At 66.5% G+C, this 24155-nt stretch carries 14 protein-coding genes; 6 read left to right on the forward strand and 8 right to left on the reverse strand.

Annotation, left to right across the window (positions count from 1 at the left end; genetic code table 11):
* The first annotated feature begins 53 nt into the window (after positions 1-53).
* Positions 54-1133, forward strand: coding sequence for a LacI family DNA-binding transcriptional regulator (locus PK98_RS03560; protein WP_081996024.1), 1080 nt, complete (start codon positions 54-56; stop codon positions 1131-1133).
* Here PK98_RS03560 and PK98_RS03565 read toward each other — a convergent pair.
* Positions 1043-2722, reverse strand: coding sequence for a glycoside hydrolase family 43 protein (locus tag PK98_RS03565; RefSeq protein WP_052207985.1), 1680 nt, complete (start codon positions 2720-2722; stop codon positions 1043-1045). The two genes, PK98_RS03560 and PK98_RS03565, sit on opposite strands and share 91 nt — an antisense overlap.
* Positions 2719-3942, reverse strand: coding sequence for an MFS transporter (locus PK98_RS03570; RefSeq protein ID WP_039094337.1), 1224 nt, complete (start codon positions 3940-3942; stop codon positions 2719-2721). The genes PK98_RS03565 and PK98_RS03570 overlap by 4 nt, the downstream gene beginning before the upstream one ends.
* Before the next feature lie 458 nt (positions 3943-4400).
* Here PK98_RS03570 and PK98_RS03575 point away from each other — a divergent pair, with 458 nt between their 5' ends.
* A complete protein-coding gene (locus PK98_RS03575) occupies positions 4401-7334 on the forward strand; it encodes a TonB-dependent receptor plug domain-containing protein (RefSeq protein WP_052207989.1) in 2934 nt (977 codons plus the stop codon).
* Positions 7335-7381: 47 nt separating this feature from the next.
* Here PK98_RS03575 and PK98_RS03580 read toward each other — a convergent pair whose 3' ends face one another.
* Positions 7382-8977 carry a glycoside hydrolase family 43 protein gene (locus PK98_RS03580; protein WP_235425388.1) on the reverse strand — a complete coding sequence of 532 codons (1596 nt, stop codon included), beginning with the start codon at positions 8975-8977 and terminating at the stop codon, positions 7382-7384.
* 133 nt (positions 8978-9110) lie between these two features.
* Between PK98_RS03580 and PK98_RS03585 the strand changes: the two genes are divergently transcribed.
* Positions 9111-11777: a glycoside hydrolase family 3 protein gene (locus PK98_RS03585; RefSeq protein ID WP_081996025.1), complete on the forward strand. Its 2667-nt coding sequence runs from the start codon at positions 9111-9113 to the stop codon at positions 11775-11777.
* Positions 11778-12074: 297 nt separating this feature from the next.
* On the opposite strand, the gene PK98_RS03590 is transcribed toward PK98_RS03585, so the two are convergent.
* The 4 genes from PK98_RS03590 to PK98_RS03605 form a co-directional block, all read right to left on the reverse strand.
* Positions 12075-13037 carry an alpha/beta hydrolase gene (locus tag PK98_RS03590; protein WP_039094340.1) on the reverse strand — a complete coding sequence of 321 codons (963 nt, stop codon included), beginning with the start codon at positions 13035-13037 and terminating at the stop codon, positions 12075-12077.
* Between the two features lie 55 nt (positions 13038-13092).
* The gene (locus PK98_RS03595) at positions 13093-15036 is read right to left on the reverse strand and encodes a sialate O-acetylesterase (RefSeq protein ID WP_039094342.1); all 1944 of its coding nucleotides are present in this window, start codon (positions 15034-15036) and stop codon (positions 13093-13095) included.
* A gap of 17 nt (positions 15037-15053) precedes the next feature.
* A complete protein-coding gene (locus tag PK98_RS03600) occupies positions 15054-16595 on the reverse strand; it encodes a tryptophan halogenase family protein (RefSeq protein ID WP_039094344.1) in 1542 nt (513 codons plus the stop codon).
* 74 nt (positions 16596-16669) lie between these two features.
* Positions 16670-19591, reverse strand: a complete 2922-nt coding sequence (locus PK98_RS03605) for a TonB-dependent receptor (protein ID WP_039096195.1) — start codon at positions 19589-19591, stop codon at positions 16670-16672.
* A gap of 202 nt (positions 19592-19793) precedes the next feature.
* On the opposite strand from PK98_RS03605, the gene PK98_RS03610 reads away from it, so the two are divergent.
* The 3 genes from PK98_RS03610 to PK98_RS03620 are packed head-to-tail and all read left to right on the forward strand — an operon-like array spanning position 19794 to position 23512.
* Entirely contained in the window at positions 19794-20522 is a 729-nt protein-coding gene (locus tag PK98_RS03610) for a SapC family protein (protein ID WP_052207993.1), read from the forward strand.
* A 14-nt stretch (positions 20523-20536) separates the two neighbouring features.
* A complete protein-coding gene (locus PK98_RS03615) occupies positions 20537-21532 on the forward strand; it encodes a cupin-like domain-containing protein (RefSeq protein WP_039096197.1) in 996 nt (331 codons plus the stop codon).
* 60 nt (positions 21533-21592) lie between these two features.
* Positions 21593-23512 carry an NPCBM/NEW2 domain-containing protein gene (locus PK98_RS03620; RefSeq protein WP_081996141.1) on the forward strand — a complete coding sequence of 640 codons (1920 nt, stop codon included), beginning with the start codon at positions 21593-21595 and terminating at the stop codon, positions 23510-23512.
* A 149-nt stretch (positions 23513-23661) separates the two neighbouring features.
* Here the strand turns inward: PK98_RS03620 and PK98_RS03625 are convergent, their stop codons facing one another.
* Positions 23662-24084, reverse strand: coding sequence for a MerR family transcriptional regulator (locus PK98_RS03625; RefSeq protein ID WP_039094346.1), 423 nt, complete (start codon positions 24082-24084; stop codon positions 23662-23664).
* Between the last annotated feature and the right edge of the window lie 71 nt (positions 24085-24155).

The following is a 24155-nucleotide window of genomic DNA, read 5'->3' on the forward strand; positions in this document are numbered from 1 at the left end:
AAAGGCGACCGGCGCTATAGGCACCGGGTGAGAACAGGGCACCAGGAGCGACGGTGATAGAAAAGAAGCGGCGGGCGCGCGGCGCGACCATTGTCGACGTGGCGGCACGGGCCGGCGTGTCTCCGATGACCGTCTCGCGGGTCATCAACAACCAGGCCGGCGTGCGGGCGGAGACCCGCCGGCTGGTGGAAGATGCCATCCAGGCGCTGTCGTACACCCCGAATACGGCGGCGCGCAGCCTGGTGACGTCGGGCGAGCTGCGCATCGGCGTGATCTATTCCAACCCGAGCGCCGCCTTCATGAGCGAGTTCCTGACCGGGATCTACGAGGAAGCGTCCGCCCATGGCGCCCAGCTGTTCCTGCTGAAGGGGGAGGGCGGCGCGCCGCCTTCCGCAGAGGCGATCCGGAACTTTGTCGCCATCGGGCTGTCCGGGGCGATCCTGGCGCCGCCGCTGGGCGAGGCTGCGCGCGTCGTCGACATGCTGCACAAGGCGGGCATCCCGCTGGCGGCGGTGGGTGCCCATGACGTGGCCGGAACCAGCTGCGTCAGGATCGACGATCGCGCCGCCGCCTACGAAATGACCATGCACCTGATCGAGCTGGGTCACCGCCGGCTAGGCTTCGTGGTCGGCAATCCCGACCAGGCCGCCAGTGCCGAGCGGCTGGCGGGGTTCTATGCCGCGGTGCGCGAAGCCGGCGATGCCGAGGTCAGGCTGGCGCAGGGCGATTTCAGCTATTCCTCCGGCCTGGCGGCGGGCGAACAGCTGCTGGATGCGCCGCTGCCGCCGACGGCGGTGTTCGCCAGCAATGACGACATGGCTGCGGCGGTCGTCTCGGTGGCGCATCGCCGCCAGCTTGACGTGCCGCGGATGCTGACCGTGGTGGGCTTCGACGATAGCGCCGCTGCGGTGACGCTGTGGCCGCCGCTCACCACCATCGGCCAGCCCATCCGCCGGCTGGCGGCCGAGGCGCTGGCCGAAGTGGCGACGGCAGGGGCCGCCCCGCGCAAGGCTGGCGAGACCGGGCGCGAGAAGATCCTCGATTATGTGCTGATCAAACGCTCCTCCACCGCGCCGCCGGCGGAGACGGTCAGCGCGGGATCGGCAGCCGACGAGGCGGTACGACCTTCATAGCGGAACCAGGCGAAGTCGGCCGGGAGCCTGGCGCCGGACATGTCCTGGCAGGCCATGCCGACGAAGGTGCCGGTGAAGTTCGGCAATCCGGGTACGGTAACCTCATCCGACAGGATGCTGGCATCCAGCGTGCCAGGCAGCGTCTCCCACCCGGCCCTATCCTGCCGCCAAGAGAACCGCAGCGTCCCGTGATCGACCTCGGCGCGCAGCTCGACCGGGCCATCCGGCAGGGCGGCGACGGCGACGCTGATGGCGCAGCCATGGGCCGGGTCCGCGCTCATCACCTGCAGCTGGCGCACGCCGGCATCTGAGGTCACGTAGAGGTAATGGAACTTCGTGCCGTTGTAGTAGCAGACCAGCCCGGCCGATTGCTGGAAACCGGCAGGTGCGAAGCTGAGCTGCGTGGTGGCCGTGTAGCAGAAGTGCTCCTGCCGCCGGGCGACGAGCGATTGTTCGAACACGCTGCCCAGGCTCTCACGACCCCACAGGCGCAGATGGCCCGGATTGGCGGAGAGGCTGAACAAGGCTTCGGGTTCGGGGGTGCGCAGCCACTGGAGCTCGGCCGGCAACTGGTCCGACGCGAACCGGCCATCCCACGGCTCGGCCGGCCATGGATGCGGCAGGAGTGCGGGCAGCGGGGGCGCGGGATCGGGCCGGGCATCTCCTGTCAGCGTCCGCAGCCAGCCATCATCGCCCCAGGCCACCGGCTGGATCGCGGTTTCGCGGCCCATGACGCAGCGTGCCAGACCGGGCAGCGGCCGACCGCAGAGATAGACGAGCCAGGCCGAACCATCGTCCAGCTCGACCAGGTCGCCATGGCCGGCGCGCGCAAGCGGCAGATCGTCGTGTCCGGCCGCGGTCAGCACCACACCCTCCGGATGCACCTCGTACGGGCCCCAGATCGAACGGGAGCGGGCCATGACGACGGCATGGTCCCAGCCCGTGCCACCTTCGGCGACGAGCAGGTGGTACCAGCCGTCGCGCTTGTAGAGGTGCGGGCCTTCGGTGAAGCCGCGCGCGGTGCCTTCGAAGATCACGCGGCTCTCGCCAACCAGCCGCATCGTCGCGCGGTCCAGTTCCTGCATCACGATGCCGGCGAACCGCCCGCGCCCGGGGCGATGGTCCCACAGCATGTTGAGCAGCCAGCTCCTGCCGTCATCGTCATGGAACAGCGCCGGGTCGAACCCGCTGCTGTTCAGGTAGATCCGGTCGGACCACGGCCCTTCGATCGTCTCGCTGGTGACGGCATAATTGTGGAAGTCGCGCAGCGATGCGCCGACCGCGCCGTCCGCGGTCGTCTGCCCGTAGCGTTTCACATCGGTGAAGATGAGCCAGAAACGGCCATCGGCCCAGGTCAGGTCGGGCGCCCATACGCCGCAGGAATCGGGATTTCCCCGCATGTCCAGCTGAGCCGCCCGGCAGAGCGGGCGCGCGACGAGGCGCCAGTTCACCAGGTCGCGGCTGTGATGGATCTGCACCCCGGGATACCATTCGAAGGTGGAGGTGGCGACGTAGAAGTCGTCACCCACGCGCACGATCGAGGGATCGGGATTGAACCCGGGGAGGATCGGGTTGTCGAAGCGTGTCATGCCGGCTTGCGCACCATGGTCCAGATGATGACGGCGCCGACAAGGTCGAGGACGCCGAGGATGACGAAGAAGGGTTCGAAGCCGACGCTGTCAACCATGCCGCCGAGCAGGACCGAGAAGACCAGCACACCCAGATTGCCGGCAAATCCGGCCAGTCCGGCCGCGGTCGCCACTTCGTTGCGCCTGAACAGGTCGGACGCCATGGTGATGACGGTGACGGACAGGGTCTGGTGGGCGAACCCGCCCAGGCACAGCAGCGCGATCGCCGCGTAGGGGCTGGTGACGACACCGACAAAGGCCATGGACACCATCATGATGGCGCCGACGGTAAAGGCGCAGCGACGCGCATTGATCAGCGAGACGCCCTGCCGCTGCAGGAATGCGGCCACGGCAGGGCCGAACAGGCAGCCGAGATCGGCCGCAAGGAACGGGAGCCAGGCGAACAGGGCGATCTGCGTCAGGTCGAAACCGCGTTCGCGCACCAGGTAGAGCGGCAGCCAGAACGCCAGCATGCCCCAGACCGGATCCGCCAGCAGGCGGGGCAGGGCGATGCCCCACAGATTGCGCCGGCGCAGCAGGGCCGGGATCGACACGCGCGTGCCGGTTGCGGCAAGGTGTTCCTCCTGCCCGGCGGCGATATAGGCGCGTTCGTCCTCCCGCAGCCGGGGATGGCGCGCGGGAGTGTTGTAGAACAGGTACCAGATGACGGCCCAGACGAGGCCGATCCCGCCCGCGATCAGGAAGGCCAGGCGCCAGCTTTGCGTGAGCACCGCCCACGCGACCAGCGGCGGCGCCAGCACCGCGCCGAACGAGGCGCCGATATTGTAGATGCCGCCGGCGACGCCGCGCTCCTTTGCCGGAAACCATTCGGCCACCAGCTTCTGACCGGCCGGCTGAGCCGCGCCTTCCGCCAGACCCAGCAGGCCGCGCAGCGCCGCGAAGCCCAGCCATCCGTTGGCGAAGATATGGGCCATCGTGATCAGCGACCAGGCCGCCGCGCAGATGGCGAATCCGATTCGCAGACCCACCCCGTCCAGCAGCCAGCCGGCGAGCGGCTGAAGCATGACACCGAGCTGGAAGGCCCCGGTAATCCAGCCATATTGTTCGCTGCTGATCGCCTGTTCCACCAGGATGACCGGCGCCGCCACGCCGAGCACGGCACGCGCCAGGTAGTTGATGACCATCGCGCCCACGAACAGGCCGATGATGATCCACCGCATTTTCGGGAAGCCAGACGTACGCAAGCCGCTCTCCGTTAACGTGAACATCGCTCTGGCGGCTTAGCGACTGGTTGGTCGCTGCGCCAGTAGCGTGTCAGACAAAGCACATCACTCATTGGTAATGCAGTTGGGCGATATACCCGGCAGAGTCGAATTGACAACAGGATAAGTCCTACATAATCTACACCTGTTAACGTTATCACGCTGCACTGCAGCAAAAGTGAGCCAACGGGTGGGAGGGTGCAGGCAATCAGCGGGTGGAGAGTGCTTGGTAGCGTACCATGTCACGCAGCTACGGCACGATCATCCGTTGTCCTGTTCTTTGCGAATAATGCCGAAGTCCTCTGCTTAGGGGCGAGCGGACCTGTGTCCGTCGCCGGGCGGGTTCTTGGCGAAGAGTTAAAAAACAAAGGGGAAACAGGATGCTTCACAAAGACCACGGTCATCGTCGTTCTCTCATGCAAGGCGCGTCGCTGCCTGTATTGACGGCGCTGGCGTGTCTCCTGCCGCTGCCGGCCCTGGCGCAGGTGTCGCCGGCCCAGACGCCGCCGGCGGGGGTTCCCGCCGGGCCTGACGGCCCGCTCCAGTCCGCGCCCGAAGAACTTTCCCAGACGCCGCAGGGCGGCGGCCGTGCCGGAGGCGAGATCGTCGTCACCGGCACCCGGATCGTCACCGGCGGGTTCGACGCGCCGACGCCGACGACAGTCCTGGGCGCCGAACAGATCGCCGCCAACGCGCAGCCGAACATCTTCACCACCATCGCGCAGCTCCCCTCCCTGCAGGGATCGAGCGGCACCCAGGTGAACACCTTCAGCACGTCCAGCGGGCAGCAGGGCCTCAGCTCCTTCTCGCTGCGCGGTGTCGGCGCGATCCGCACGCTGACCCTGCTGGACGGGCAGCGCGTGGTCGGCGCCAACGTGACGGGTGTGCCAGATGTCAGCCTGTTCCCGCAGCTGCTGGTGCAGCGGGTGGACGTGGTGAACGGCGGAGCCTCCGCCTCCTACGGCTCCGACGCAGTCGGCGGCGTGGTCAACTTCATTCTCGACAACCGCTTCGAAGGCATCAAGGGGAACGTCCTGGGCGGGATCACCACCTATGGTGATGACGAGCAGATCCTGCTCCAGCTCGCCGCCGGCACCAGCCTGCTGGATGACCGGCTGCACCTGGTGACCAGCATCGAGTATGACGACGAAGCGGGCGTACCGGGCGGCAATTACGGGTTCGAGCTGGCCAATGGCCGCGACTGGTTCACCGGATATTCGATGATCAATCGCGGCGTGCTGAACGATGGCTCGCCGCAATATATCATGCGCGACCGGGTGCAGACCGCCGGCTACGGCAAGTATGGCCTGATCACCAGCGGGCCGCTGACCGGCACCGGCATCGACGCCGAGGGCAACCCGTATCAGTTCCAGTTCGGCAGCCCCTGCTATGGCAGTCTGTGCCTTGGCGGCAATGTTGCCGGCAATGTCGATGCGGGTCGATCCCTGCGATCCGCGATCGAGCGCCTGAACAGCTACAGCCGGGTCGGGTTCGAGTTTTCGCCGGGCCACGAGATCTATGCCACGGTGAACCTGGCGCGGGTGCGCACCAGCAACCAGCCGGTGAATGGCGCCAACCGCCCCGGTCTGACGATCCAGTGCGACAACCCGTTCGTGCCGCAGGCGATCAAGACCCGCTGCGCAACGGCAGGGATCACCAATTTCGGCTTCGGCACCAGCAACGCTTCGCTGGGCAACACCAGGGTGGATACCGAGCGGCGGCAATATCGCTACGTGGCAGGGGTGAAGGGCGAGTTCGGCATCGGCGAGCGGGACTGGACCTACGACCTCTACGGCACGCACGGCATCAACTACACCGACATCGACGTGAGCAACATCATGCTCAATCCGCGGTTCAACCAGGCGATCGACGTCATCTCGCTGAACGGCCAGCCCGCATGCCGCAGCGCGGCTGCGCGGGCCGCCGGATGTCAGCCGCTGAACATCTTCGGCGATGCGGCGTCCCAGGCGGCGCTGGATTACGTCGTTCCGGCGAACGGCCCGTACCAGCGCACGCGCCAGACCCAGGACGTCGTCAGCCTGAGCTTCTCCGGCTCACCCTTCGACCTGTGGGCCGGCCCGTTCTCGGTCGCGTTCGGCGGGGAGTACCGGCGCGAATTCTATCGGGTGGAGGCCGACCCGTACGGCGCGGGCTTCGCCAACACGCCGCCGAATGCGGACTACCCGGCCGATCCGGTGCTGAACGCGTCCGGCAACGGCAACTGGTATGCGGGCACCTACAAGAACGGTCGCGGCGTCTACAACGTCAAGGAAGCGTTCCTGGAAGCCAACCTGCCGCTGTTCGATTCGACGGCGATCGGCCAGGCCAACCTGAATGGTGCGGCGCGTGTAACCGATTACAGCACATCCGGCGTGGTCTGGGCGTGGAAGGTGGGCGGTACGTGGGACACGCCGCTGGACGGCTTCCGCATCCGGGGCGTGACGTCGCGCGACGTGCGTGCGCCCAACCTGTCGGAACTGTTCGCGGCGCCTGTCACCACGACGCTGCCCAACTTCTTCGACCCGTTCACCAATACCAACGTGCTGGTGATCCAGAACTCGATCGGCAACACCGCGCTGACGCCGGAGCTGGCGCGCAACACCACGGTCGGCTTCACGTACAATCCGGCATTCGCGCCAAACGTGAACCTGTCGTTCGACTACTACAACCTGTCGATCAAGGACGTCATCTCCGGCCTCGCGCCGGCGGACATCGTGCAATTGTGCTTCCAGAATGTGCTGCCGGAAACCTGCGCCGCGTTCGATCTCAGCAACAGTGGCGGGAGCGGCAATTTCGTTAACGTCCAGGCGTTCAACCTGGCGTCGATCGAGACCAGGGGCTTCGACATCGAAGCCAGCCTGCGGTTGCCCCAGCCGCTCGGCCTGCCGGGTTCGCTGACGCTGCGCGGCCTTGCCACCCATGTCATCGAATATATCACCGACACCGGCCTGCCCGGGACGATCCCGGTCGATGGCGCGGGCAGCAATTCGGGTGCCACCCCGGACTGGAAGTGGCTGATGATCCAGAGCTACGAGACGGACACGTTCTCGCTCCTGGTGCAGGAACGCTGGTTCAGCGACGGCACTTACGGCAACCAGTATGTGGTCTGCGCGCCGGGTAGCTGCCCCGTGTCGACATCGCAGCGGCCGACGATCGACTACAACACGCTGAAGGGTGCGTTCTATGTCGATATCGGCGCGACGGTGAACCTGACGGACGAGGTCACGCTGTACGGCAAGGTGGACAACCTGTTCGACCGTGATCCCGAACCGTCGCCCATCTTCAACAATCCGGCCCTGTATGACCAGATCGGCCGCGTGTATCGCGCCGGTGTCCGGTTCGCGTTCTGATGCGGGTGACCGCCGCCACGACCCCGGGCCGTGGCGGCGGCGACATGTCAGGGCAGGGGCGTGAGGGTGAACCCGTCGATATCCAGATGCCCGCCACTGGCGCCCGGATTGTAGCACGACAGGGCAAACTGCACGCCCTGGAAGGTGCCGGTCCGCCAGTCATAGACCAGCGGAAGCGTGCCGCCGACCGGTGTGAAACGCTGTCCGTCCACGCTGTAGGACAGGGTTGCGCGCTCGGTTCGGAAATCCATGTCGGTGCGCAGCCACAGCCGTTCCGCCGTGAGCGGCAGGGCCGCGACGCGGGTATCGACAACCGGGCCGCGCTCGGTCGCTTCCGTCACCCGCATGGTCAGGGCGCGGCTGCCGTCCGGCTGGCCGGCGACCGCAAGCTGACCGCTGAACTTGCCAAAGGTGCCGAACCCGCACACGTCACCGGGGTTGATGCCAGTTGCATCCACCACCACTTCGCCGCGCCCGCCCGGTGCCTGCCCCTTCTGGACCAGCGTGTTGCGTGCCGACCACAGCTGGTCACCCGGCGCCGCCTTCAATCGCAGCCAGCCCGGCCGTTCGGCAAGGGACCACCGGTCGTTCAGCGGATTGTGGTTCCATTGCCATTGCAGGCCCAGCGTCCTGCTGGCGAAGGTGTCGGACGCGGGCGGTTCACGGAACGGATGGCCGGGGATCGGCTTGGGCGCGCGAGCGGGCACCCGGTCGGGCGCTTCGGGCGTGCCCCAGATCGGCCATCCGTCACGCCAGAAGACCGGACTGATGTTCGTCACCCGCCCCTTGGCGCCGGCATCGAGCATCACGAAGCCGTAATAGTCGCCGTTCGGCAGGTCGACCAGCGCACCCTGATGGCCGCCGGTGGTATCGTCGATGGAGGCACGCGTTTCCCACGGGCCGAACAGGCTGCGTGCGCGGCTGACCGTCATACCCAGTCGGCGCGGGATCGAGTTGAAGAGGTAGTACCAGCCGTCCCGCTTGACGATCTTGGATCCCTCCGCGCCCTGATAGTAGTGAACGACGCGCGAGCCGCTGATGCGGCTGACAGTCCGGTCCAGCGTATACAGCGTGATCGTCCCGTCGCTGCCGATCGCGCTGGCGAGGTAGGCCGTCCCGTCATCGTCGAAGAACAGCGCGGGGTCGAACAGCTCCTGCCCCAGTTCCACAAAGGTCCACGGTCCGCGCGGATCGCGGGCCTGGTAGATGCGCGTGCTCTGCCCCACCGGCGTTACCGCGACGTAGAAGGTGCCGTCACGATGACGCAGGCTGGGGGCATAGACCCCGGCGCGATAGGCACCGCCATCGGCCAGATCATATTGCGGCCGCCCCTCCAGCCGGTTGACGACATGCGACAGGATGTCCCAGTTCACCAGATCCTTCGAGTGCAGCAGGGTCAGTCCCGGCACGTTGGCGAACGTGGTGCTGACAAAGTAGAAATCCTCGCCGACGCGGATGATGTCGGGATCGGGGTAATCGGCATTGAGCGGCGGATTCAGGTAAGTGCCGTCACCCTGGTCCGAACGCCAGGCCTGCGTCGGCGCGGCGCCTGCAGCCCCGGCCGGAAGCTGACCGGCGCAGCCACCGACCAACGCTGCACCCGCTGCACCCGCCATCCAGTGTGTCGCCAATATCCTGTGCATCCGTTCCCTCTCCTTGCTTCTTTTCGTTGGCCGCAGGCTAGATCGTGCCGCGGAGCGGGGCAATCGCCGCCTTCCGTACGCTGGAAGAAGCAGGGCGGGCAGGACGGCTGAACGACAATCCGAGGGAGAGACCATGACACGTTCGAGCACCATCAGATTGCGACGCGCCCTGGCGGCGCTCGCCAGCGCGAGCTGCCTTCTGGCCGCACTGCCCGTGACGGCCCAGGTGCTGCCCGGGGCCAGCGTGCCGACCTACCAGAAGGCCGGCCTGGCGCCCGATGCGCGCGCCCGCGATCTGGTTGCGCGGATGACGCTGGAGGAGAAGGCATCGCAGCTGGTGAACGATGCGCCGGCGATCCCGCGGCTGGGGATCCGTGAATACAACTGGTGGAACGAAGGGCTGCACGGCGTCGCCGCGGCCGGTTTTGCCACGGTCTTTCCGCAGGCGATCGGGATGGCCGCGACATTCGACGAGGCGCATATCGGCGATGTCGCCGACCTGATCAGCCGGGAGTTCCGCGCCAAGCATCTGGCGGAGCAGCACCGCTTCGGCGGGTCCGACTGGTTCGGGGGGCTGACGATATGGTCGCCCAACATCAACATCTTCCGCGATCCGCGATGGGGGCGGGGACAGGAAACCTATGGCGAGGATCCGTATCTGACCTCCCGCCTGGGGGTCGCCTTCGTCAAGGGTCTGCAGGGTGACGACGAGACGTACCTGCGGACTGTGGCGACACCCAAGCATTATGCGGTGCATAGCGGGCCGGAGCCCTCGCGCCATCGGGACGACATCCATCCTTCGGCCCGTGACCTGGCCGACACCTATCTGCCGGCGTTCCGCGCGACGGTGATGGAGGGGGAGGCGGTATCGATCATGTGCGCCTACAACGCCGTGGACGGCAAGCCCGCCTGCGCCAGCGAGGAACTGCTGACCGGATATCTGCGGGATGCCTGGAAGTTCGACGGCTTCGTCGTGTCGGATTGCGAGGCGGTGGCAGACATCTACCTCGACGATCACCACGATTATGCCGACACGCCGGAGCAGGGCGTCGCCGCAGCATTCGAGGCGGGGATGGACCTGATATGCGGTGGCCCGGTCGAGATCGAGCATGTCGTCAGCGCCGTGCGCACGGGCGTGCTGGACGAGGCGGTGATCGACCGGTCGCTGGTGCGTCTGTTCACCGCGCGCATGCAGCTGGGCCAGTTCGACGATCCGGCGGACGTGTTTCCCGGCATCACGCCGCGCGACAACGACACGGAGGCGAACCGCGCGCTGGCGCAGCAGACGGCGGAAAAGGCCCTCGTCCTGCTGAAGAACGAAGGCAAGCTGCTGCCGCTCGCCCGCGCTCCGCAGCGGATTGCCGTGGTCGGGCCAAATGCGGACACGCTGGAATCGCTGGTCGGCAATTACAACGGCGAACCGTCGCACCCGGTCACCGTGCTGGAAGGTATCCGGCGCCGATACCCGCAGGCGGAGGTCACCTATGTGCAAGGGTCCGGCCTGATCGAGCCGGGCCTGGCGCCTGTGCCGGCCAGCGCCCTGTGCCTGGATGCGCGCTGTGCCAGACCCGGCGTGCGGCTGGGCGAGTTCAGCGACCGCAGCTTCGCCGGTCAGCCCGATGACAGCGAGGTCCGGACAGAAGCGCATCATGCTTGGGAGGGCGAGCGCCGCAACGGCGCCGTCCGCTGGAGCGGGTTCCTGCGCGCGCCGGAAAGCGGCACCTACACCTTCCGCTACGAAGCCAATGGCGGCTATCGCATCCGCGTCGGCGACAACACGATCGTGGATGCGTGGGACGTCGACTGGCGCCCGTCGATCGCAACCGGCACCGTGACGCTGGAAGCCGGCCGCACGTACCCGATCACCGTCGAGGCGTTCCAGCGCGAGGACAAGGGGGACGAGCGCCTGCTGTGGGCCTTGCCCAGCGACGAGGGTGCGCGCGCTGCCGTCGCGGCGGCGGATGCGGCGGAGCTGGTGGTCTTCGTTGGCGGGCTGACGTCGCAGGTCGAAGGTGAGGAGATGAAGGTCGTGGTCGACGGGTTCGCCGGCGGCGACCGCACCAGCCTGGACCTGCCGGCCCCGCAGCAGAAGGTGCTGGAACAGGTCGTTGCCACCGGCACGCCGACGGTGCTGGTGCTGGTCAATGGCAGCGCGCTGAGCGTCAACTGGGCTGACGAGAACGTGCCTGCCATCATCGAGGCGTGGTATCCGGGCGGGCAGGGCGGCGATGCGGTCGCGCGGGCCATTGCCGGCGATTTCAGCCCGGCCGGGCGCCTGCCGGTCACCTTCTACCGGTCGGCGGACGACCTGCCGCCGTTCGGTGACTATGCCATGGCGAACCGCACCTATCGCTACTTCGCAGGGGAGGTGCTGTATCCGTTCGGTTACGGCCTGTCCTACACCACGTTCGACTATGCCCGCCCGCGGGTCTCTGGCCGGCGCATCCGCGCCGGCCAGCCGGCGACCGTGTCGGTCCAGGTGACAAACAGCGGGGCGATGGATGGCGAAGAGGTGGTGCAGGTCTATGTCAGCCGGCCCGGCATGGACGGCGCGCCGATCCGCTCCCTGGCGGCGTTCGAGCGCATCACCCTCGCCAAGGGAGAGAGCCGCACGGTGTGCCTCACGCTCGATCCGCGCGCGCTCAGCACCGTCGATGCGGCCGGTGAGCGTCGGGTAGATGCGGGGAAGGTCGATCTGTGGATCGGCGGCGGCCAGCCCGGCATGCGCGCCGGCCTTCCGGCGGCGGCTGGCGTCGCGGCCTCCTTCACGATCACCGGTTCGCAGGCGCTGCCACGCTGAGCAGAACATGGCCGCCGCGCTGCAATACCAGCGCGGCGGCCATGGCCTCAGGCTGCCGGAGCAGTTGCTGTTACCCGATCACCCGGACAGCTATCGAACGCGGATCCATAAGGCATCAAAGGTCGGCATGGCTTTCTGCCCGGATGCGCCGCCTCCTGCACCCGGATCGACGTCGAGGCAGGTCTTGCCGCCTGCCCGGCGGCACCCGGATGTCAGGGCGACATACGCCGCGAACATGTCGTCGCGCACGCCGCCCGCATCGATCCCCGTTCTGGTCTCCGTGTGCGCACGACCTGCTTAGGTGGCCGGAGCGGTGATCCAGCCGTGCATCGTCATCCACGCGGCAAAGGCATCGAACCAGCCGGTGCTGGTGGTGGTCTTCGGATACATGCCGAAGCCGTGACCGCCCTGTTCGTAGAGGTGGAACTCGACCGGCTTCCCGGCAGCTTTCCACGCCTCGATCAGGCCGAACCCGCTATTCGCGAACAGCGGATCGTCCGCCGCCAGCCCGACGAACAGGGGCGGCGCGTCGGCCGGCACCTCGACGGTCGCCAGCGGGCCGTAGATGTTGCCGATGAAGGCCGGCTTGGCATCCTCGCCGGCCAGTGCGGTGGCCAAGGTCAGCATCGCGCCGGCGGAAAAGCCGACCATGCCGATGCGATCCGGGTTCACGTTCCACTCGGCGGCGCGGGCGCGGATCATAGCGAACGCCGCCCGGGAATCGGTGATCTGCGGTTCGAGGTTGGCCATCATCTCCGCCGGGCTGGGCCGGGGCGGGCGGGCCGCCGCAGTGGAGAACATCTGCGTCATGGACTGTTCGAACGCGGCCATCTCCGCCGGAGTCTGGTTCAGCCGGTACTTCAGGACAAAGGCGGCGACGCCCTTGGCCGCCAGGGCCTTGGCGACGTCCCATCCTTCGTTCTCCATCGACAGCGTGCGGAAGCCGCCGCCGGGCGCGACCACGACCGCCGTGCCGTTGGCCTGCGCAGGATCCGGCAGGAACGGGGTAAGCGTCGCCACAACCACGTTGCGGGCGAAGACGCTGCCATACTGGCTGTGCCAGGATTCCGGGATGTCGCCACCCGGCAGCGGCCCGGTGCCGAGTTCGATGGCGGTCGGTTGCGCCGGGATCTCGATCGGCGTCATCTGTTCGTCCTGCGCATGCGCCGGGACGGAGAAGGCAAAGGCCAGCGCCCCCGCCACCAGCCCGAGCCGCCTGAGCGAGAAATGCTGCCGGCGGACGCCTGCTGTGTGCTCCATAGTTCTTTCCATCTCGCCTCTCCTTGTCGTTATGATTGTCGGTCGCCGGCCCCGGTCAGGGCACCGGGATCTCGAACGTGCCCACCGGCAGGCGGGCATCGTCCCACAGATTGGTGACGGGTGCGTCGGCCCAGGCGTAGCGGACCCGCGCCACAGGTTGACCGTCTCCCGTGACGGTGACCTGCGCGCCATCAGCCCGGGCCGCGGCGAAGCGGCAGGTCTGCAGTGCCGGGCCGCAGAGTTCGAAGCCGATCGCCTGAGGGGAACTGCTGGTGCGCAAGGCGCCCGTCACCCCCGTGAAGTGGAGCACGATGTCATCGCCGCTGCGTTCCGCGCGCATGATCGCCGGACCAGCACGGTCCGTCTCCGAGCCGCCAAGGGCCGCGCGCATGGCACGCGCAAGCCGCTGTCCCACCAGCAGCTTCTGCCCCGGGTGGATGTCAAACGCGTCCCCGATGTCGAGGGTGACAGCCAGCCCGGCGTGGCGATCGGCGGCGGTGACCCGGCGCTGCGCGTCCCGCACATCGCCCCACCCGCTGTCTGCCGGGGTCGTGGCAGGCGCGCCGTAATTGGCCAGCTGCGCCACGACAAAGGCAGTCTGCGCGCTGCCGAAACGACCGCGCCAGTCGTCGATCAGTGCCTGCAGCCGCCGGTCGTAACCCGGAATGCCGGTGTCCGACTCCCCCTGATACCATGCGATACCGGCCAGGCGGATGGGGCCAAGCGGGGCGATCATCGCGTTGAACAGGGTGCCTGCGCCGTTGATGGCATCCCACGGCACGCGCGGGGCACTGCCGGACACGGGTGCGGCGATGGCGTAGCGCCACTCTGTCCCCAGCGGAATGGTCGTGCCGTCAGCCAGGGTGAGCCGCATGGCTTCGGCCGGGCCGATCATTCCGCCCAGCGCATAGACGTCGTCATTGTTGATCGTGATGACATTTCGCCCGCGCTTCAGCGTGCCGGCGGGCAGCACATAGATCCGCGGCGTGCCGGCCAGGCTGGTGCCACCGATGGCGGTGCCGTTCACCCAGGTCTGGTCGGCATCGTCGATCATGCCGAGGGACAGTATGGCGGGCCCCTGCGCCTGCGCCGCCGTGAGCGTCACGGATCGCTGGTACCACAGCATGCCGTTGTAGTTCTGCAGTTCCGGCACGCCCCAGCTTTCGAAGTTGGCGATCGCGGGCACGGCCTGCCAGGTCAGTTGCGTGTCCGGCTGCCACGGCTCCTGCCCCGGGGCATCGCCGGTCTGCGTGCGCCACCAGCTCTCCCATGTGGCAGACGCGTCCTTCGTCGCGGCAAGCGGGTCGCGGTCATACAGCGCCAGCAGGTCCGCCTCCGCCGCCAGCCCCGACTGGCGCGAGGCGGGATCGCTCAGCCAGGCGCTGATCCGCGATCCGCCCCAACTGGAGTGGATCGCGCCGACCGGCACGTCGCTGCCGCTACGCAGCGCCTGCGCCATGTAGAAACAGGCGGCGGAGAAGGTCGGGGCGGTGTCAGGCCCGGCAACCTGCCAGCTTGGCGGAGAGGGAAGGGCCGGGGCCGGGCTGGTCGCGGCCTGCTTGCCGATGGTCAGCAGGCGGAGGCGCGGGTCGATGTCAGGGTGTGCCTCTGCGAACAGGCTCTGCGAGTCGCTCACCCGCATTTCCATGTTGCTCTGGCCGGAGCACAGGAACACGTCGCCTACCAGGATGTCGCTCAGGACAGTGGCGCCGTCGGCTGCGGCCAGTGTCAGCGTGTAGGGGCCGCCCGCCGGCAGCGCGGGCAGCCGGGCAACGAAGCGCCCGTCGCTGTCGGCCGTTGCGCTGACGCTGACACTGGCCAGGCTGATCATCACCGTCTCGCCCGGGCGGGACTGACCGGTCAGGGTGATCGGTTGATCCCGCTGGATGACAGCATGGTCCGCCAGTGCGCCATCGAGGCGCGGCTGGGCAAGGGCCACCTGCGCCTGGCACAGCAAGGCGACCAGCGACGCGGCAAACAGAGGGGTTCGAGGGGGCATGGTGATGCGGCTCTTGGCTAGACGGGCTGAAGGCCGTGGTGGATGATCTTGTCGATCAGGGCCCGGTGCGCCGGCAGCGCACCCAGCAGACGGTCGGTGTAGCTGCGGTTCTCCCGCCGCAAACGGGAGGCCTGCTCCGCATCCGCCTCGAAGCTGCCGGGCTGCAGCGCGGTGCGGTGACCCATCCCGTACAGGACATACTGGTAGCTGGCGGCAGGGAAGATCTCCTCCGCCCGGTCGAATTCGTCATGCAGCCATGGCGGGTGATAGGCCCACAGTGACATCAGTTCGCGTAGACGGTCGGGGATCGTCTCCGCGCGTTGATTGTCGCGCCAGAACTGCGTGTCGGTTCGCTTCGTCAGCGCATAATGCAGCTTGAGGAAGTCGATGATCCGGCCCCAGCGATACAGGGTCGTATCGTTGTAGCGCCGTGCGACCGTGTCCATCACCGCGCGGCTGGCCGGCAGCTGTTCCGCGATGATCTTGGCCGAAAGCTCGATCAGGACGATCGCCGATGCCTCCAGCGGTTCCAGGAACCCGGCAGCGAGACCGACAGCAACGCAATTGTTCTTCCAGAACAGTTCGCGATGGCCGGAGCGGATCGGCAAATGGCGGACAGTCAGGTCGCGGGCAGCCGGCCCGACATAGTCGCGCAACGCCTGCTCCGCGGCTTCCACGCTGGTGTGGCTGCTGGAAAAGACATGCCCGACACCACGGCGGGCGGGCAGGCCGATATCCCAGATCCAGCCGGCATCCTGCGCGGTGGAGATGGTGTGGCTGGCGATCGGCGCATCCGGCCGGTCGTATGGCACCTGCATGGCCAGCGCCGTGTCGCAGAACAACACGTCGCTGCAATCGCGAAAGCCAACGCCCAGCGTCTTGCCGATCAGCAAGGCGGCAAAGCCGGTGCAGTCCACGAACAGATCGCCAGCGATCGTCACGCCCTGCTTCGTATCGAGCCGGTCGATGTCGCCGCTGTCGTCCAGATGCACGTCGGTGACATCGGCCAGCACATGGCGGACACCCAGCGTGTCGCAGCAATGGCGTTGCAGGAAGCTGGCGAACTTGCCGGCATCCAGATGATAGGCATAATTGGCCGGACCGTCATACTCCGCCGTCGTGATGGTCTTGGGCGCGAGCCCGGCATCGCACAGCCGCCCTTGCGGGGTCACGGCATCGCAGAAGCTTTCCTCTGCCTCCGCCGCCAGCCAATGCGGAACCAGGTTGGTCTGCGCGAAGCCCTGCGGCAGCATGAGCGGATGGTAGTAGCCGTCATCGGCGGCACCGGTGGTCCAGCGATTGAACCGCGCGCCCTGCTTGAACGCAGCCCCGCAATGGCGAAAGAAGTCCGTTTCCGATACGCCGATCTTGCGCAGCGTGGCACGCAACGTGGGCCAGGTGCCTTCGCCTACGCCGATGATCGGCACATTCGGCGATTCGACCAGCGTCACCGTGAAGCCGTGTGGCCGGCGACCTTGGTGCCGTGCGGCGATGATCCCGGCGGTCAGCCATCCGGCAGTGCCGCCGCCCACGATCACGATGTGCTTGATGTCGTTCATCAGTCTGCCGCCGGAAAAGCGGCAGGGTGCGGCATTTCGCACCCTGCCCAGGTTGGATCGGTACTGGGGAGGTTCTAGTACCGATAGCGCACGCCCAGCGTGTACCGCCGGCCGTAATCGAAGACGTCCAGCAGCTGGTTGCCGTAGCGACCGTGGGTGCTTTGCTGATTGTTGTTCACGTTCAGCGCCTCGGCAAAGACGCTGAAATTGTCCGACAGGTCGTAGCTGGTGGTCAGGTCGATCTGGAAACTCTGGTTCACGAAGGTCGGCTCTGCACCAAAGGCACCGGTGTTCTGGTTCTGACCGAATTGCAGCAGGTACTTGTCACGCCAATTCAGCGCGGCGCGCAGCTGGAAGCCGTCCTTGTCGTAGAAACCGACGAAGTTGGCAGAGTTGGCGAGGCCGGTGACCGCGAACCCCGTCTGCGAGATGTTGGTATCGTCATACGGCCGGTTCGTGTCGACCAGTGTCGCATTCGCCTGGAAGCCGAAACCGCTATCGCCGAACACCTGCTGCCAGGCGAATTCGACACCCCGCACCGTCGCATCCGGACCGTTGATCTGTTGCGACACGGCAAAGCTCGCCGGCTGGCCGGTGGTAGGATCGATCACTCCGTTGACCGCCTGCCGCGTGACGCCGCCGACGATGAAGTTGCTGACATTCTTCAGGAACAGCCCGACCGAGAGGTAGGAGTTGCGCTGGTAGTACCACTCCGCCGCGATATCAAAATTGTCCGCCAGGTACGGGCGCAGGTTGGGATTGCCGCCGGCTGCCGACAGGGCGCCGACGCGCTGTCCGCTGCCGACGTTCAGGACCGGGTTGAGCAGGTTGAGCGTGGGGCGGGTCAACGTACGCGACGCATCCACGCGCAGGATGAGGTTGTCGGTCACCTCCAGCTTCGCATCGAAGCTGGGCAGCAGGTAGGAGTAGGAACTCTCGTTGGTGACCCCCTGGATATCGGTATAGGCAGCGACCGTCAGCAGGGTCGGATCGGCCGTGCTGGTCACGATCGAGGTCGGTAGCCGGCCCTGACCGGTGGCCGACAGGTTGGTCACCTCGTTGCGGACGCCGGCGTTGAACGTGAACGGCATGTCCGCGATCTCTGCCCGGAAGCTGGCACTGAGGAACAGTGCCCAGGTCTTCTCGCGCACGCGCAGGACGCTGCCCGGATCCACCGCTTCGTCGAACGTCCCGGTGAAGCCGTTGACGCTGCCATAGTTGAAGCCGGGTATGGTCTGCGCCTGCGGATTGCCCAGACCGGTCAGGTAATCCTGGAAGCCGACCGGGCTGAACACGAACACCGATGGTGGCAGGCTGCCGTCGAACCCGGGAATGAACCCGTCGAGGCTGATGGAGCCTTCGTACAGGCTGGCCGGCAGCGGGGCGATGCCGGTGTCCCGACCCGACGGGCGACCATATCCGGCATAGGCCTGCCAGAAATTGTTCACGAAGGTGCTCTGGTTGCGGAAGTTGAAGGTGTCCTGATAATACTGGCCACCGGCCTTCAGGGTGAGGTCGTCCTGGGTCCAGGTTGCGGCCCCGCGAAACTGCACCAGCTCGTCGGTATTCACCTGCGTCTGGTTCACCGCCACATGGCTGCCGATCAGGGACTGGTTGGCCCATTCGGCGCCGTTGCCGGCCGGGCCGAAATTGCTGATCGAGGGGAAGGCGTCCTTGCTGTCGCCATCGACGGTGAAGCGCAGATTGTTGCCCAGCGCGCCGCCATAGCCGATGTCGCCATTGCGGCTGCCGATCACGTCATCGGGATTGAGCCAGCTCTTGGCGTAGGCGACGTCGCCTTCCAGCGTCAGGTTGTCCGACGCTGCATAGGTGATGTTCAGGCCGGTCTGGTTGGTCTGCAGGATCTGCTTGTTGAGTGCCGAGGTGAAGTCGGTCGGCGTGCCCTGCTGCGTGAAGTCGATTGCCGTGCCGTTCTCGTCCACGGTGACGTTGCGCAGGTCGCCCTGGTTGAACCACACGCCGAAGGCATAATTGTCCTGGGTGATGTTCTGGCGCGAGTAATTGTTGTCCAGCGTGACCATCAGCTCTTCGGACGGATGGTACTGCAGCGAGATGCGGGCATCGACCCGCTCGTCGCTGACCCGTTGCTGCTCCGCCCCATATTGCTGCGGGAACCACCCGGGCAGGTTCTGGCGGTTGGCCGGGTTGGCGAAGGCGGTGGAACTTGCGTCGCTGGTGGGGGTGCAGGCACCGGCGCTGCCAGCCAGCTGGCAGGGCGCGAAATTGCCGCCCGGCCAGCCGGAAACGAACACCCGGTTGGTATCGGTATCACGTCGCGTATAGATCACGTCGGCCAGTATGCCGATCGTGTCGTCGGCAAAGGTGTTGCTGACCAGCAGGCCACCGGTGGGCACGATCTTTTCCGCCCGGTCCTGGATCGAACCCGACCCGGTCGCGGCAAGGCGGAAGCCCGGCTGATCGAAGGCGTTGGGGAACTGGATGTCGACCGTCGCACCGATCGAACTGGACGAAAGCGACACGTCCGGCGTCTTGAACACGCTAAGCTGACCGATGAAATCGACCCCTACCGTGCTGAAGTCGATCTGCCGGCCCCCGGTGGCGGTAGAGATGCGCCGACCGTCGAACAGGGTGGTGTTGAAGTCCCCGCCAAAGCCCCGAACGGTGATCCCGGTCGGTTCGCCGCGTGATCCGGACCGCTGGATGGACACGCCGGGCAGACGCTGGAGGGACGCGGCGACGTTGGAGTCGGGGAACTTGCCGATATCTTCCGCCGAGATCACATCCACGACGCCGGATGAATCGCGCTTGATGTCGAGATTGCGCTGCAACGATCCGCGCAGGCCGGTCACGACGATCGTCGTGCTGTCTGCTTCGACGGTCGGTGCCGAACCCGGGAGCGCATTGGACTGATCCTGCGCAAAGGCGGGAACCGAGGCCATCAGCGCAACCAGGCTGGTTGTGCAGGCCAGGGTGGACAGGGCACCCGGTCCGTTCGGCAGGTGCATGCGATTCATGGCCAGCAGGCGCATTCGATCATCCCCTCTCTCGGTCGCGTTCCTTCTGAGCCGAGGAATCACGATTGGTTGAACCGGCCGGCAAGCGACGGTCAGGTGACCCTCGACTCTCGACTAGTTAACGCTACCATATCTCAGCTGCTATGCATTACAACTATTGTCAGAGTACAAGTTTGAACATTGGCGAAGCGAAGGGTGGGGCATGACGACCAGGGGGCAGGATCAACCCGGCGGAGGCGGGGCGGCGCAGACCCTTGAACCGCTGAACCCGCAGCGGCATGGCGACCTTCGCGTGTCGCCCGCGCCTGATGCGACTCGCCATTTTGCGCAGATTGTCGCCGACGAGTTCCTTGATGCGGCGCATGATCATCCGATCTTCTTCACCAAGCATCCCGAGACCGGCGCCTTCTACGCCGGGGTGGTGATGGGCCTTGTGCCGGGCGAGAACCTTTCTTGTCTGCGCGGACAAATGACCGGCTACCGTCCTGCCGATCTCGAGCGCCAGGGGTTCTTCGTCGTGGAAGATCGCATTATGGTGGAGCCGGACCATCCGGCGCTTACGAAGCCGGACGGGCGGATCCTGTTCGATGAAGCGGGGGAGCCCACGACCGCGCTGCAGCGTATCCAGCACGCGCTGGGTCGCTTGCACACCGGCCTTGCCGCCACCGATGCCATCGTCGCGCGATACATGCAGCACCGTCTGATCGAGCCGATCGATGTCAGCCTCAGCTTCGATGATGGAAGCAGCATCCGGCTCGATGGGCTGTACACAATCAGCCTGGATCGCCTGCATGCCTTGCCAGATCAGGCAGCGCTCGACCTGTTCCGGCAGGGCGATCTGCAGCTCGCCTACGCGCAGACCGGGTCCGTCAGGCACATCAGGCGGCTGGCGCGGCTGCACAATGAACGGCTGGCGGGCCCGTCGGTATGATCCCGGTTCCGGAGATGACCGATCCGGCCGCGTTGCGCGATCCGGACGCATTCCGGACAAGCGTGATGGCGCGGTACGAGCCGGTCGTGTTGCGCGGCGCGGCCCGGCATTGGCCGCTCGTTTCCTGCGGCGATGTTTCGCTTGCAGCCGAGCAGATCATGGCCTTCGACAGTGGCCGCGAAACCGACCTGTTCGTCGGCAAGCCGGAGATCGGCGGAAGCTACCGGCATGCGGATGAGAGGCTGCGCGCGTTCAACTTCACGCATCGGACTTTGCCGTTCAGGGAGGCGTTGCAGCAGATCCTGGAAACCGCCGGGCAGCCTGATCACGATACCATGTACATGGGCTCGCTGACGTCCGAGACCTACCTTCCCGGCGTAGAGCGGCTCACGCCCGTGGCCTTCGTGCCGTCGGCCGTCCGGCCGCGGTTCTGGATCGGCCATGTCTCCTCGGTTCCCTGTCACTACGACACCATGGACAACCTGGCCTGTGTCGTCGCCGGGCGGCGGCGGTTCACGCTGTACCCTCCTGATGCGATCGGAGATCTTTATGTCGGGCCGATCGACCGGACGATGGCGGGCCAGCCGATCAGCCTGGCGGCGAGCGGGAGCAGCCCCGATGCGCGCTACCCCCGCTTCGAGCGCGCCAGAGGGCGGGCGCTGGTGGCGGAGCTGGAGCCGGGGGACGCCATCTACCTGCCCAAGCTCTGGTGGCATCAGGTGGAGGCGACGTCCGACATCAACATGCTGGTCAACTTCTGGTGGGACGGCTTCGCCGCAGGGCCGGACAAGCCATACACGACGATGCTGTTGGCAATGATCGCCATTGCCGAACGGCCGGCGGCAGAGCGTGCGGCCTGGCGGGCCTGGTTCGACCATTACGTCTTCCGCCCGGACGGGCATCCGTTGCAGTTTCTGGACGCGGAAGTGCACGGCGTCCTGGGTCCGCTCAGGGCCGGCAATTACGGTCGGATACGCGCCATGGTTCTTCGCCTGCTCCGCGGCGAGTAGCGGCCTGTGAACCGGGCGATCAACGTGCAGAACACAAGCAGATCCTATCGGGAGAAGAACATGCCAGCCCGTACCCAGACGAGGCGCCGCCCGCGCTTCGCAACCATGCTGACGATCGCCCTGCTGTGCGGGTCGCAACCAGCCATCGCGCAGCAGACCGACCCGCTCGCGCCCACGGGCACCTGGTCGGCCAATGTCGACGGTGCCGCGATCACCCCGCCGATGGGGTGGAATTCCTGGAACGCCTTCTTCACCGACCTGGATGAGGAGAAGGTGCTCGCCTCCGCACAGGTGATCGTGGACACCGGACTGGCGGCCAAAGGCTACCGCTACATCAACCTGGACGAAGGCTGGTGGCAGCACCGGCGTGATGATGGCCGGATGCTGGCCAATACCGACAGGTTCCCGTCCACCCGCACACCGGACGGGGCGACATCGTTCCGGCCGTTCACCGACCGTCTGCACGGCATGGGGCTGAAGGCGGGCCTGTATTCCGACCTGGGCCGCAACACCTGCGCCCAGGCCTACATGCCCGACCAGACCAACCTGCCGCGCGGTACGCTGACGCAGCGCGAGGTCGGGCTGTACGGTCATATCGACCAGGACATCAGCCAGTTCTTCGGTGAATGGGGTTTCGACTACATCAAGATCGATGGCTGCGGCCTGCGGGCTTATGGCCCTGAGAGCGAGAGGGTCGTCTCCGGGCGATACCGCGCGCTCGACCCGATCCTGAACCTGGAAACGGTTGCCTTGTCGGACATCCCGGCCGTCAGGGGGCTGTTCGGGGAGGTCAAGACGGCGTTGATGCGGTACAATCCCGACAACGATTTCGTGCTGTCGCTGTGCATCTGGGGCTCTGCGCATGTGCGGGCATGGGCCAAGGACATCGGCAATGTGTCCCGCACCAGCGACGACATCACGCCGCATTGGGGGCGGATGCTCACCAATTTCGATACGGCGGTGACGCGCGAACTCTACGCCCATCCGGGATCGTGGAACGACCCGGACATGCTGTTCATCGGCAAGGGCGATTTTGATGCCGACCACCTGACGGAAGCACGATCGCACTTCACCCTGTGGGCCTTCCTCAACGCGCCGCTGCTCATCGGCAGCGATCTGCGCAACACGCCGCAGCCACTGATGGACATTTTCGGCAACAGCGCGTTGATCGCCCTGAACCAGGATCCTGGTGGCCATCAGGCGGTGCTCGCCTACGATACCGACGACCTGCAGATCCTGGTCAAGACCCTGGCCGATGGCGACAAGGCGGTCGCGATCCTCAATCGCTCGTCCGCGCCGGTCGAGGCGACCCTGACCGCTGCGCACATGAAGCTGCGCGATGATGCCGCGATCGCGACAACCGATCTGTGGAACGGGGAGGGCGCCAGCTTCACCGGCGAGATGAAGGTGACAGTCGCGCCGCGGGAAACCCGCGCCTGGCGCGTCCGCGGCAATCGTGCGCTGGAGGATGGCATGTACCTGTCGGAACTGCCGGGTCAGGTCAATCCGGCGGTGGATGGCCTGACCGTCCCGCAGGTCGACCCCACGATCCATCGTGCAGCCAGCTTCGGCACGCGGGGCAGCGGCGCGCGGCCGTTCTACACCGGCTGGGGCGGGGCGCGTGCGGATTCGACGCCGTATGGCCGCGTACTGCAGGTCGCGGGGCAGCATTTCGCCAGCGGTATCGGCGTCCTTGCCAATTCGCGACTGGAGGCCCGCAATGAAGGTCATCGGCGCTTCACCGCCTCGGTCGGGGTGGATGATTCCGCAGAGGACGCGGACAATGAAGTGACCTTCGCGCTGTATGGTGACGGCAGGCTGCTGACCCGGAGCGAGCCGCTTTCCCGCGGCATGCCGGCACAGTCGCTGGAGGCGGACATCACCGGCGTGACATTGCTGGAACTCGTTGCCCGCACCCGTGATGCCGCCAACGGGCGCCTGCCGGTCACGTGGGGCGATGCGGCGCTGATGCAAAGGTGACGGGTGCAAAGCATTAGGTCATCCGGAATGGATCAGACGCGGGCGGCAGGATGAGCCGACTTGTGCGACGGGGGTAAACTGGTGCCAGCTACGCGCCTGATCGTGGATGTTGCAGGCTGATCCTGGCGCTTGCCGGAACCCGCCACGCTTCATGTAACGGGTCGCGCGACTGGCCCGGTATCCTCGAACGACGCCAGTATCGGACAGGGCCCGTCGGCACCATTCGCGCATTTGCCGGCCAGCCGCAGCAAGGATGCGCGTGCTTCTTCGAGCTCGGCAATCTTGGCGTTCAGTGCGACGATCCGCTCATGAGCCAGCTCGCGCACCCGGGCACGGTCGTCTGTCGCATCGAGCGCAAGGAGCTCTCCGATCTGATCGAGCGTGAACCCTGCAGCCTGCGCCGACCGGATGAACCGCAGGCGCCCGACATCGGCGTGCCCATAGCGCCGGACACCGCCCGGCTGTGCGGTACCGCCTGACCGATCCGGCAAGGCCAGCAGGCCGCGCCGCTGATAAAACCGCACCGTCTCGACACCCACGCTGCCCGCGCGCGCCAGACCTGAGATCGTCATCCTGTCCACCACTTGACTCCGTACCATGGTACGGACCCTATATGGGGAGCAGATAGATCAACAGCAACGGA

Origin of the sequence: Croceibacterium mercuriale (genome assembly GCF_000802385.1) — a bacterium.
GTDB classification, from domain to species: Bacteria; Pseudomonadota; Alphaproteobacteria; order Sphingomonadales; family Sphingomonadaceae; genus Croceibacterium; species Croceibacterium mercuriale.

What these genes read in the sequence shown, in the direction of transcription:
- PK98_RS03625 (WP_039094346.1), bottom strand. Translation starts at nt 24,084, where the DNA reads ATGACGATCTCAGGTCTGGCGCGCGCGGGCAGCGTGGGTGTCGAGACG.
- PK98_RS03615 (WP_039096197.1), top strand. Translation starts at nt 20,537, where the DNA reads ATGACCGATCCGGCCGCGTTGCGCGATCCGGACGCATTCCGGACAAGC.
- PK98_RS03575 (WP_052207989.1), top strand. Translation starts at nt 4,401, where the DNA reads ATGCAAGGCGCGTCGCTGCCTGTATTGACGGCGCTGGCGTGTCTCCTG.
- PK98_RS03590 (WP_039094340.1), bottom strand. Translation starts at nt 13,037, where the DNA reads ATGGAGCACACAGCAGGCGTCCGCCGGCAGCATTTCTCGCTCAGGCGG.
- PK98_RS03620 (WP_081996141.1), top strand. Translation starts at nt 21,593, where the DNA reads ATGCCAGCCCGTACCCAGACGAGGCGCCGCCCGCGCTTCGCAACCATG.
- PK98_RS03610 (WP_052207993.1), top strand. Translation starts at nt 19,794, where the DNA reads ATGACGACCAGGGGGCAGGATCAACCCGGCGGAGGCGGGGCGGCGCAG.
- PK98_RS03595 (WP_039094342.1), bottom strand. Translation starts at nt 15,036, where the DNA reads ATGCCCCCTCGAACCCCTCTGTTTGCCGCGTCGCTGGTCGCCTTGCTG.
- PK98_RS03565 (WP_052207985.1), bottom strand. Translation starts at nt 2,722, where the DNA reads ATGACACGCTTCGACAACCCGATCCTCCCCGGGTTCAATCCCGATCCC.
- PK98_RS03600 (WP_039094344.1), bottom strand. Translation starts at nt 16,595, where the DNA reads ATGAACGACATCAAGCACATCGTGATCGTGGGCGGCGGCACTGCCGGA.
- PK98_RS03605 (WP_039096195.1), bottom strand. Translation starts at nt 19,591, where the DNA reads ATGAATCGCATGCACCTGCCGAACGGACCGGGTGCCCTGTCCACCCTG.
- PK98_RS03570 (WP_039094337.1), bottom strand. Translation starts at nt 3,942, where the DNA reads ATGCGGTGGATCATCATCGGCCTGTTCGTGGGCGCGATGGTCATCAAC.
- PK98_RS03580 (WP_235425388.1), bottom strand. Translation starts at nt 8,977, where the DNA reads ATGCACAGGATATTGGCGACACACTGGATGGCGGGTGCAGCGGGTGCA.
- PK98_RS03585 (WP_081996025.1), top strand. Translation starts at nt 9,111, where the DNA reads ATGACACGTTCGAGCACCATCAGATTGCGACGCGCCCTGGCGGCGCTC.